The sequence below is a fragment of the Actinoplanes sp. NPDC026619 genome, from assembly GCF_040638295.1.
Lineage (GTDB): Bacteria > Actinomycetota > Actinomycetes > Mycobacteriales > Micromonosporaceae > Actinoplanes.
In genome coordinates this window covers 1,005,837-1,016,372 of the sequence record NZ_JBEZYA010000001.1, presented here as the reverse complement: position 1 = coordinate 1,016,372, position 10,536 = coordinate 1,005,837, and the positions used below count along the sequence as shown (strand labels likewise).

The following is a 10,536-nucleotide window of genomic DNA, read 5'->3' as shown; positions in this document are numbered from 1 at the left end:
TGTCCGCTTTTTCCGATACGAAAAGCGGGGACAGCGCACCATGCTCAGCACCATCGCGGGTCTCACGGCGGCCGCCGCCGTTCTTGCCGCCGGTCCGGCGGCGCCGAGGGACCATCAGGGGTACGGCGAGACGAAGCTGACGCTCAGTTATCTGGCGGACGCCGGCTTCGCGCGGGCGGTCAAGCTCGAGTGTGATCCGGCCGGCGGTGGGCACCCGCAGCCCGATCAGGCGTGCGCGGAGCTGGCACGGGTCAATGGGGATGCGGGCCGGATCGAGCCGGGCCACAGCGCGTGCTTCCTGATCTACGCGCCGGTCACCGCCGAGATCACCGGCACGTGGCACGGCGCCACGGTGACCTGGAGTCACAAGTTCGGCAACATCTGCGAGATGCGGCGGGCAACCGGTGACCTCTTCACCTTCTGAGGCAGGCGTTCCCGGTAACCCGTAGCGGGGGCCGATACGCTGCCGGAGTGGAAACCGCATCGACGCGCACGGCCCGACCGCTCGTCAACGCCCGCACCGCCGCCGTCTGGGCGGTGCTGCACCGTGAGCTGGAGCAACACGAGGGGCGAGAGCTGACCGTCCTCGACGTCGGCGGCGGGACGGGTGGGTTCGCCGTGCCGCTCGCCCTCGCCGGGCACGCGGTCACCGTGGTCGACGCCAGCCCGGACGCGCTGGCCGCACTCACCCGCCGGGCCGCCGACGCGGGCGTGGCCGCGCGCGTGCGTGCCGTGCAGGGCGACGGCGACGCGCTCGCCGGCCTCGTCGAACCGGGCAGCGTCGATCTCATCCTCTGCCACGCGGTGCTCGAGGTGGTCGATCAGCCGGCCGACGTGGTCGCCGCGGTGGTGGCGGCGCTGCGCCCGGGCGGCGCGGTCAGCGTGCTGGTCGCGAGCCGCGCGGCGGCCGTGCTCGGGCGGGCCGTCAACGGGCATCTGCGGTCGGCGCTGGCGCTGGTCAACGACGCGGACGGGCACGCCGGCGCGCGCGACACGCTGCGCCGCCGCTACGACGCGGAGACCGCTGAGGCTCTCCTGCGCTCGGCGGGGCTCGAGGTGGAGCAGACCCATGGCGTACGCGTTCTGGCCGATCTCCTGCCGGCCGCGGTCGTCGAGGAGGACCCGCAGGCGCTGCTCGACCTCGAACTGGTGCTGTCCTCCCGGCCGCCGTTCCGCGACATCGCCTCCCAGCTGCACCTGTTCGCGCGCCGCCCGCGGTCGTGACCGACGATCAGCTGCCGGCGTCGGCCTTCGCGACGGTGCGTCCCGCCTACGGGTCGGGCAGCCTGGCCGACCTGATGCCGGGCGTCGCCGCGGCGCTCGGGGTGCCGGGCACGGCCGACGTGCTGGACCTGGGACTGGACGGCGTCGACCGGGTTGCCGTGCTGCTGGTCGACGGTCTCGGCGCCTACCAACTGCCGATCGCCACGGCGTACGCGCCGATCCTGGCCGATCTCGCGGCCGGGTCGCGCACGCTGACCGCGGGTTTCCCGTCGACCACGCCGGTCAGCCTGGTCAGCCTCGGGACCGGGGCGCTGCCGGGGGCGCACGGGGTGCTCGGCTTCACCGTGCGCCGGCCCGACGGGTCGATCCTCAACCACATCTTCTGGGACGACGAACCGGATCCGCGCAGCTGGCAGCCGGTGCCGACGATCTTCGAGCGGTCGGTTGCGGCGGGCGTGCCGGTCACGGTGGTCAACCGGCCGGAGTACGCCGGAAGCGGCCTGAGCGTGTCCGCGAATCGGGGCGGGACGTACTCCGGCGCCGCGGATGCCGACGAGTTGGCCGCCGGGATGCTCGCGGCGCTGTCGGCCGGCCCGGGCATCGTCTACGGCTACCACCCCGACCTCGACAAGGCCGGCCACGCCACCGGGGTCGACTCGGATCCCTGGCGAACCGCCGCCACCGAGTTGAACGTGCTCCTCGACCGCCTCGTGCACGGCCTGCCGCCACGGTCGGCGCTGCTGCTCGTGGCCGACCACGGTCAGCTGAACGTCCCGCCCGACGGCCGCATCGACATGGCCGACATTCCGGAACTGTCGGAAGGTGTGGTGGCGGTGGCCGGCGAGCCCCGGGTCCGCTATCTGTACGCGTCGCCCGGCGCCGAGGCCGACGTGATCGCCACCTGGAAGGGCGTCTTCGGCGCCTCCGCCTGGGTGCTGAGCAGGGCGGAAGCGATCGACGCAGGGCTGTTCGGCCCGGTGCCCGCCGACCATCAGGACCGCATCGGCGAGATCGTGGTGATCTGCCGCGACCGTGCAGTCTCCCTGGCCACCGGGTGGGAGCCCGAAATCATCGGCAAGCTGGTCGGCTACCACGGCGCGCTGACCGCCGCCGAGATGACCGTGCCCCTGCTGATCGCGCGCTGACCTTTTTTGTCAGAGGGTCCGGCTAGGGTCCCTTCCGTGGGACGAAGTCAGGTGGTGCCCCGGGGCCGTGACCCGCGGTTCGGGCCGGAGGCCGACGACACGGGGTGCACGATCCTGCACGTCGACATGGATGCGTTCTTCGCGTCGGTGGCCGTCCGTTCCCAGCCCGAGCTGCGCGGCAAGCCCGTGGTCGTGGGTGGGGTCGGGCCGCGCGGGGTGGTCAGCTCGGCCAGCTACGAGGCGCGCCGCTACGGGGTGCGCAGCGCCATGCCCACCGCGCGAGCCCGGGCCCTGTGCCCGGCGGCGATCTTCCTGCCGGTCGACGGCCCGTCCATCACGGCCGCCTCCCGGGCGGTCATGGCGATCTTCCGGGACGTGACGCCCCTGGTCGAGCCGCTCTCCTCGGACGAAGCGTTCCTTGACGTTGCGGGCGCGCAGCGACTGCTCGGCCGGCCCGCCGAGATCGCCCGGCAGATTCGCGAGCGGATGTCCGCCGAGCAACAGCTGACCTGCTCAGTGGGGGTCGCGCCGACCAAGTTCGTGGCCAAGCTCGGGTCGACCCGGGCCAAACCCGACGGCATGCTGGTGATCCCGGCCGGCCTGGTGCTCGACTTCCTGCACCCGCTGCCGGTCGACGCGCTCTGGGGCGTGGGGGAGCGGGCCGCCGAGACGCTGCGCCGGCTCGGCCTCACCACCGTGGGTGAGCTGGCCCAGGCGCCGTTCGGCATGCTGCGCCGGGCGGTGGGTGAGGCGTCGGCCGCCCACCTGCACGAGCTGTCCTGGGGGCGGGACCCGCGCCGGGTCACCCCGGAGCATGTGGAGAAGTCGATCGGCGCCGAGATGACCTTCGATACCGATGTGGCCGACCCGGGTCTGATCCGGCGGAGCCTCCTCGGCCTCGCCGAAAAGGTCGGCGCCCGGCTGCGCGCGAGCGGCCAGGTGGGCCGCACGGTGGCGATCAAGGTGCGGCTCGCCGACTTCCGCACCGTCAACCGATCTCGCACCGTGGCGGCGAGCACCGATGTGGCCCGGGAGATCTTCGAGACCTCATGGGCGCTTTTCGAGGCACTTGCGGCAACTGATCACATTCGTCTGGTTGGTGTGCGAGTGGAGGGTCTGACCGATGCGGCCACCACATCCCGGCAGCTCACCCTCGGCGAACCGGACCGCGGCTGGCGCGAGGCGGAGGCGGCGGCGGACGCTGTTGCGGCCAAGTTCGGCGGCGCAAGAGTGGGTCCAGCCAGTCTTTTGGGACGAAGCGATCTCCGTCGCACCGAAAATCACCCCCAGCGGACGGTCGTCCCGCTTTCCGAGCCGCCAACCCCCTCGTAGACTTGCTCGGTAAGGCAGCCCGACGGCTGTCCCGCGCCACCTACCTGTTTCACCCCGACCCCTGAAGGTCGGACATGCGCCCGGGGAGGAATGCCGTGCCGCTCTCGGATCACGAGCAGCGGCTGTTCGATCAAATCGAGCGGTCGCTTGCCGAGGACCCCAAGTTCGCCTCGGCTGTGCGGGCCAACGACCCGCGTTTCCATGCACGGCGCCGACTCCTCGTCGCCGCTTTCGTGATCATCCTTGGTCTGGCCCTCGTCGTCTACGGAACGGTGAGTAGCAACACGCTGCTCGGCGTCGGTGGCTTCGTGGTGATGCTCGGCTCGGCCGCCTTCGCGATGCAGTCCCGTCGCAAGGTCAACGCGCCCGATCTCCACGCGGTCGGAGGCACGGCCAGCCGCCGCACACGGCAGACGCGAAAGGCCGGATTCATCGATCGGCTCGAGGACCGGTGGCGTCAGCGTCCGGAGGGTCACCGCTGACGGCGCTCAACGACTGAGCGCCCAACCTGAACAACGCCGGCGCCCGCACCAGCGGGCGCCTGCGACCGGCAGATGGCGGCCTCCGGCCGCCATCGCCGTTTCTCCATTCCCCCACGCCCTAACGCCATCCTTCTCCCGGACAGAGCCGGCCTTCGGCCGCCGCAGGGCCGCAGCACCCGGCCGCCGCAGGGCCGCCGCGCCCTGCCGCCGCAGGGCCGCCGCGCCCGGCCGCCGCAGGGCCGCCGCGCCCGGCCGCCGCAGGGCCGCAGCCCGGCCGCCGGCTCTCAGTGCGGCGGTGGTTGATTACTCCGCGCGCAACGGTGGCCAGGCGTCCAGGACCTCGCCGTGGCGGAGGCCGCCGGATTCGGCGATGTGCTCGAACCACGCCGCGCACTCCGGGACGGTGTTGATCTGCGCGGCGGCTTCCTCGGCCTCGGCCCGGCTGCGCCACACCGGCACATCCACCCAGGTGCCGTCGTCCTCCCTGGTCAGGCAGGCCGGGAACCGCGCCCGCAGCGCGGCCAGCATCGCCGGGCGGTCGGCGACCAGCTTCGCCTCGGCACCCGCACGAACGGTGAAACGGGCGAACTCCACGGTTGTCGTCACACGCGGGACACTAGAGACCCTTCGGTGCCCGGGTCCGACGGGTTATGCGAGTCGACTGCCAACTTCGTTGAAATCGGGGTCTCCACGGCATTCGAGACCCCGATTTCAAGGAAACCGGCGTTACTCCGGCCGCGAAAGATCTCCAGGCGCCGCCTACGACAATTCGGGGGGCCGAGCGTTGATCGAGATGCGGTACACGAAGTGGGGCGGCAAGCGGCACTGGCGGTTTGTGGCCGAGCCGCTGGGCAGCGACGAGCACGGCTGGTGGTACGGCTGCCCGGCCGGCACGTCGATGCGCCGCGGCCTCGAGGAGCCGGTCATCGTCGACTACGACTTCATCGTGCTGGTGCCGGTCGCGGGCTGGTGGATCGCGTCCTGGAACGGCGAGGGCCACCGCAACGTCGCCGTCTACGTCGACGTGACCACCGAGCCGGTCCGGGTGGACGGCCTGGTCGAAGCGGTCGACCTCGACCTCGACGTGATCCGCCTCCGGGACGGCGGGGTGGAGCTGCTGGACGAGGACGAGTTCGAGGAGCACCAGGTCCTCTACGGCTACCCGGCCGAGGTGATCACCCAGGCCCGGGCGAGCGCCGACGAACTCCTCGAGATGATCGCCCAGCGCCACGAGCCGTTCGGCGAGGCCGGCGACGCCTGGCTGGCCCGCTTCGTGACCAGCCGCTGACGGCTGCCTGCGGGCGGGGGCGGCCGGGCCGTTGACCGCGGTTTATCGGTGGTCGGCCGCTGACGGCTGCCTGCGGGCGGGGGCGGCCGGGCCGTTGCCCGCGGTCCATCGGCGGTCGGGAGATGCGCGAAGCGCCACCCCCGCGAGCAGGGGTGGCGCTTCTGCGATCGTTCGCCGGTGCGGGCCGTCAGCGGCGGCCCGGGAGCAGGCGGAGGGGGCTGAAGCGGGCCATCGCGTCGCGGAAGCGGCCCGAGACGTTGACCGTGCGGGCCGAGGCCTCGGCCAGGCCGAGCCGCCACCGCAGCAGCACCGACGGAGGCAGCAGAACGGCGGCGATCCGCGTGCGGCGGGTGGCCGAGAGGGACAGCCCCTTGCGGACGTTCCCGAGCGCCGCCGTCAGCTCCCCGCCCTGCATCGGCTGGCGGGCGTAGCGCGCCCGTTCCTCCGCCGTGCCGAGCAGTGTGGCCGAGGCGGCCGGGTCCTCGAGCAGGACCGCGTCCTGGATCAGCCGTTGCGCGGTGACCCGTGGCGTCTCGGCCGGATCGACCGGGATCCGGAAGTCGACCATGGTGTCGAGGAGCTCTTCCCAGGCGGCGTGCGCGTCCTGCCGGGCCTGCACCGCCTCGGGCGTCACCACGATGTCGAGGTTGCCGCCGGTGCCGTCGGTCGCCGAGATGACCTTCGGGGCCCGGGGCACCGTCGCGGCGTGCCGATGGCGGCGCAGCAGGACCCGGCGCAAGGCGGGGATCAGCAGCAACGCGATCAGCAGGGCCACGAGGCCGGCGATCCAGAGAGCGGTCGACGACGTGTTGTCGGTCGAGGTGTCGAAACCGCCGGAGGCAGCCGGGTCGTTACCACCCCGCTCGGCCTGGTCGGCGCCGGGCGCCGCGGCCGACGGGTTCGCTCCGGGCGCCGCCGTGGACGTCGACGACGAGACCGTCGGGGCCGGGGCGTCGGTGTCCGGGGCGTAGTCGGAACGGGCCGCGCCGAGCACGTTCGCCGCCGGGGTGGCGTCGAACGGGATCCAGCCGAAGCCTTGGAAGTAGACCTCGGTCCAGGCGTGCGCATTGCGGTTGGTGATCGACCAGCCGCCCTGGTCGGGGGTGCCGCGGGTGAAGCCGAAAGCGACCCGCGCCGGGATCCCGGCCACCCGGGCCATCCAGGCGAGCGCCGCGGCGTACTGCTGGCAGTAGCCGACCTTGGTGCGCAGGAACGCCGCGATGTCGGAGGCGTTGCCGGCCGACTGGGTGGACAGGCTGTAGCTGAAGCCGTTGTCCTTCGAGAAGTAGTCGTACAGCGCGCGCATCTTGTCGTAGTCGTTGGTCTTGCCCTTGATCAAGCCGGTGACCAGCGCGTTTACTTCGTCGTCAGGCGGGGTGTTGGTGAACTGCGTGCGGAGCGGGTTGTCCTTGCCGAGCGCGTCGGCGGTGCGCAGCTCGGCGGTGGTGTAGGACGCCCGTACGTAATCGAAGGAGTATTTCTTGCCCTTGGTGGTCTGCCGGTTGGAGAAGATCACCTGCTGGTTCGGGTCGAAGGACCAGCCGCCGCCGATGTCACCGATGCGCACCGTGTTCGAGTAGATCGGCAGCATGTTCTGCCGCAGCGCGTCGGTGACCTCGATGGTCGCGCGATATTGCGTGAAGTCGCCGCCGGCAGTGCCGCCACGCGGGTCGGGCAGCCCCCGGTTGACCGAGTTGCCGGCCGGCGTGCGGTTGCCGAAGCCCTGCGTGGTGAGCTGGTCGGCCACCCCGAAGCGCAGGTAGAACGGCTGCTTCTCGCTGGTGGTCAGCTTGAGGAGCTGCTCGGTCTCGTTCTGCTGGAGCTTGCCGGAGAGCGAGGCGAACAGGTTGATCCGGCCGCCACCGCCGCTGCCGCCGGCCCCCTGGCCGAGCCCGCTGCCGCTCTGGGTGATCTGCGAGAGCAGGCCGCCGCTGACGGTCGGGACGATCAGCGGCAGCAGCACCGCCGCGGCCACCCCGACCACGCCGAGCCGGCGACCGGCCGCGGCGAGCGGGGACGGCTCCCAGACGTCGACGTCGCGGCCGTCGCCGGTGAAGCGGCGGCCGAACCGGCGGACCCGGTCGACGTTGTCGGAGACCAGCAGCCACATGAAGCCGACCGCCCCGATGATGAACGGCAGCACCGGGACGCTGTCGACGTAGACCGCGACCGGCACCGAGTAGATCGCCAGCATCGGCAGGCCGGCCAGGGCCGGGCGGCGGACCACCACGGTGAGCAGGTCGACCGCGATCGACACCGAGCCGACGCCGAGCGCCGTGATGAACAGCAGGCCGTCCCGGTCGGGGACGGGCACACCATATGACCGGGTGTCCTGCCCGGCCTGCTGGAACAGCTCGGCGAAGTGGGTGAACGTGGCCGGGCCCGGGATCAGGATCTCGTGACCGCTGGGGAACATCCAGGTCAGCACGAGCAGCAGCACCGCGACCTGGATGACCACCTGCGCCCACACCGGGAACCGCAGGGTGCGGGCCAGCAGGACCGCCCCGGCGATCAGGCCGACCACCAGGATGCAGCGCAGCAGCCAGTTCCACGAGTCGAAGATGGACGAGATCGGCGCGGCCGCGAGCAGCGTGGCCCCGGCCGCGATCACGCCGAGCCGCCTGCGCCCGGTCATCGGATCACTCCGCCGACGGTCTCGGCCATCGCGGCCCGCCAGGCGAACCCGCTGGATCCGCGGGCCGCGGCCGGCCACAGGTTGGGCAGGGTCGCGCCGTGCACCACCGGCACCGAACGCCAGCCGGAGTGCACCAGGGCGAGCGCCGCGGCGGCGTGCTCCCGGTCGGAGTCCGACCGTTCGCCGGTCGTCATCGACACCCAGGTGGAGCTGTCGATGGCGAAGCCGATGCAGGTGGCGCCGTTGCCGCGCAGGCCGGCCAGCAACTCGGCCTCGGCGACGGTCAGCGTGCCGAAGATGCCGATCACCAGACCGCCGTCGGAGCGGCGGCGCACCTGCTCGACGAGGATCGAGATGTCACCGTTCTGGGCGAGCTTCACGTCGGCCAGGGTGTCCAGGATGACGCCCTCACCGGCGGTCTCGGCGGCGTCGATGTCGATGCCGGAGCCGGTGACCAGGCGCAGCTTGTAACCGGCGTGACGCAGGTGCATGGCGATGCTGGCGGTGGCCGACACGGCCCACTCGAAGCTGGCCGTCGGTCCCTCGCCGCGGTGGGCGAAGACCCGGGTGTCCAGCACGACGGTGGCTCGGCTCTCCCACGGCTGTTCCTCACGGCGCACCATCAGCTCACCGGTGCGGGCGGTGGACCGCCAGTGCACCCGGCGCAGGTCGTCGCCGCGGCGGTATTCCCTGGTCGCGGCGTCGTCCTCGCCGTGCACGGCGACCGACCGGGCGCGGCTGTCGCCGGTGCCCGCGTATTCCCCCGCGAGGCGCACCGTAGGCAGCGCGACCACCTGCGGGATGACGGTGAGCCGGTCGACGCTGGGGAACGAGCGGGTCAGCTCGCACAGGCCGAACGGGTCGGTCAGCCGGATGACCAGCGGGCCGATCGGGTAGCGGCCGCGGACGTCGGCCCGCACCGTGTACGCCACCGAGCTGGCCTGGTGCGCGCCGAGCCGCTCCAGGACGACCCGGGGGCGGCTGCCCAGCGCGTACGGCAGTTTGTCCTCCAGCAGCAGGGTGCCGGTGGGCAGGCGGGACATGTTCTGCAGGCGCAGGATGATCCGCGCGCTGGAACCGACCGGCGCCCGGCCGGGCTCGAGCGACCGGGTGCAGGCCAGTTTGTACCGGCTGCGGCCGACGTACGCCGCGGCGAGCAGCGGCAGCGCCGCCAGCAGCACCGCCACCCGCAGCAGGTCACGCTCGCCCAGGACGATCGCCGAGATGCCGGCCGCCGCCGCCGCGGCCAGGAAGGATCGGCCGCGCGTGGTGAGTCCCCGCAAGGCCTCCCGCATGATCAGCGCCCCCGCGGCTCGTACTGGGTGCCGCCGTTGCTCGAGGGACGGGTGTCGTACGGCGAGCGGCTGCGCTCGTGCGGCAGCGGCAGGCGGTGCACGATCTCGGACACGATCGCGTCGGTGGTGCGGCGGTTGAGCTGGGCGTCCGCCGTCGGGATGATGCGGTGCGCGAGGACCGGCACGGCCAGGGTCTGCAGGTCGTCGGGGAGCACGTAGTCGCGGCCCTCGAGCGCGGCGACCGCCTTGGCGGTGCGGATCAGCTGCAGCGTGCACCGCGGGGAAGCGCCGAGGCGGATCTCCGGGGCCTCACGGGTCGCGGTGACCAGCGCGATCGCATATTGCTGGACGGCCTCGGCGGCGTGCACGTCCCGGGCCGCCTGGATCAGCCGGCGGACGGTCGCCGCGTCGGTGACCGAGCGCAGGTCCATCAGCGGGTCGTGGGCGCCGTGGCCGTTGAGCATGGCCAGCTCGGCACGCGGGTCGGGGTAGCCCATCGCGATGCGGGCGGTGAACCGGTCGCGCTGCGCCTCGGGCAGCGGATAGGTCCCCTCCATCTCGATCGGGTTCTGCGTCGCGATCACCATGAACGGCGCCTGCAGCTCGTACGTCGTGCCGTCGACGGTGACCTGGCGCTCCTCCATGCACTCGAGCAGGGCGGACTGGGTCTTCGGCGACGCCCGGTTGATCTCGTCGCCGACCACCAGGTTCGCGAACACGGCGCCCGGCTTGAACTCGAAGTCGCGCGTCTCCTGGTTGTAGACGCTGACGCCGGTCACGTCGCTGGGCAGCAGGTCGGGGGTGAACTGGATCCGGCGCACCGAACAGTCGATGGATCGGGCGAGGGCCTTGGCGAGCTTGGTCTTGCCGACGCCCGGCACGTCCTCGATCAGCAGATGGCCCTCGGCGAGCAGCACGGCCAGGGCCAGCCGGACCGTCGCGCTCTTGCCCTCGATGACCTGCTCGATGTTCGCCATGATGGCAGAAGTGGCGATGCGGAATTCGTCGCCGGTCATCGGTCCACCGGGCTCGTCCCAGGTCGGGGTTGTCACGGGCCTCCTCCAAGTCGTTCCTGCCGCGTATTCAGCGGCTCCGGCGCCGCATAAATAGGGCAGCGAAGGGGTGCGCGGGCTGT

At 72.2% G+C, this 10,536-nt stretch carries 10 protein-coding genes; 6 read left to right on the top strand and 4 right to left on the bottom strand.

Features of this window, described 5'->3' with window-relative positions:
* Positions 1 to 40 precede the first annotated feature (40 nt).
* From AB0E90_RS04770 to AB0E90_RS04750, 5 genes are all read left to right on the top strand, one after another.
* Positions 41 to 424 carry an SSI family serine proteinase inhibitor gene (locus AB0E90_RS04770; protein ID WP_360399137.1) on the top strand — a complete coding sequence of 128 codons (384 nt, stop codon included), beginning with the start codon at positions 41 to 43 and terminating at the stop codon, positions 422 to 424.
* Positions 425 to 471: 47 nt separating this feature from the next.
* Positions 472 to 1,224 (top strand): methyltransferase domain-containing protein, encoded by a 753-nt coding sequence (locus tag AB0E90_RS04765; RefSeq protein WP_360399134.1) that lies wholly within the window; start codon positions 472 to 474, stop codon positions 1,222 to 1,224.
* Positions 1,221 to 2,369 carry a nucleotide pyrophosphatase/phosphodiesterase family protein gene (locus tag AB0E90_RS04760; RefSeq protein WP_360399131.1) on the top strand — a complete coding sequence of 383 codons (1,149 nt, stop codon included), beginning with the start codon at positions 1,221 to 1,223 and terminating at the stop codon, positions 2,367 to 2,369. Before AB0E90_RS04765 ends, AB0E90_RS04760 begins: the two co-directional genes overlap by 4 nt.
* 36 nt (positions 2,370 to 2,405) lie before the next feature.
* Entirely contained in the window at positions 2,406 to 3,701 is a 1,296-nt protein-coding gene (gene dinB, locus AB0E90_RS04755; RefSeq protein WP_360399128.1) for a DNA polymerase IV, read from the top strand.
* A gap of 95 nt (positions 3,702 to 3,796) precedes the next feature.
* Positions 3,797 to 4,183 (top strand): DUF3040 domain-containing protein, encoded by a 387-nt coding sequence (locus AB0E90_RS04750; RefSeq protein ID WP_360399492.1) that lies wholly within the window; start codon positions 3,797 to 3,799, stop codon positions 4,181 to 4,183.
* 303 nt (positions 4,184 to 4,486) lie between these two features.
* On the opposite strand, the gene AB0E90_RS04745 is transcribed toward AB0E90_RS04750, so the two are convergent.
* Positions 4,487 to 4,789: a hypothetical protein gene (locus AB0E90_RS04745; RefSeq protein WP_360399125.1), complete on the bottom strand. Its 303-nt coding sequence runs from the start codon at positions 4,787 to 4,789 to the stop codon at positions 4,487 to 4,489.
* A gap of 187 nt (positions 4,790 to 4,976) precedes the next feature.
* On the opposite strand from AB0E90_RS04745, the gene AB0E90_RS04740 reads away from it, so the two are divergent.
* Positions 4,977 to 5,471, top strand: coding sequence for a DUF402 domain-containing protein (locus AB0E90_RS04740; RefSeq protein ID WP_360399122.1), 495 nt, complete (start codon positions 4,977 to 4,979; stop codon positions 5,469 to 5,471).
* A 187-nt stretch (positions 5,472 to 5,658) separates the two neighbouring features.
* Here AB0E90_RS04740 and AB0E90_RS04735 read toward each other — a convergent pair whose 3' ends face one another.
* From AB0E90_RS04735 to AB0E90_RS04725, 3 genes are read right to left on the bottom strand one after another with little or no spacing between them, the layout of a single operon-like run.
* Positions 5,659 to 8,106, bottom strand: coding sequence for a DUF3488 and transglutaminase-like domain-containing protein (locus AB0E90_RS04735; RefSeq protein WP_360399119.1), 2,448 nt, complete (start codon positions 8,104 to 8,106; stop codon positions 5,659 to 5,661).
* Complete coding sequence (locus AB0E90_RS04730; protein ID WP_360399116.1) at positions 8,103 to 9,401, bottom strand: DUF58 domain-containing protein; 1,299 nt, start codon at positions 9,399 to 9,401, stop codon at positions 8,103 to 8,105. The genes AB0E90_RS04735 and AB0E90_RS04730 overlap by 4 nt, the downstream gene beginning before the upstream one ends.
* Positions 9,402 to 9,403: 2 nt before the next feature.
* Positions 9,404 to 10,453: a MoxR family ATPase gene (locus tag AB0E90_RS04725; RefSeq protein ID WP_360399113.1), complete on the bottom strand. Its 1,050-nt coding sequence runs from the start codon at positions 10,451 to 10,453 to the stop codon at positions 9,404 to 9,406.
* Positions 10,454 to 10,536 lie beyond the last annotated feature (83 nt).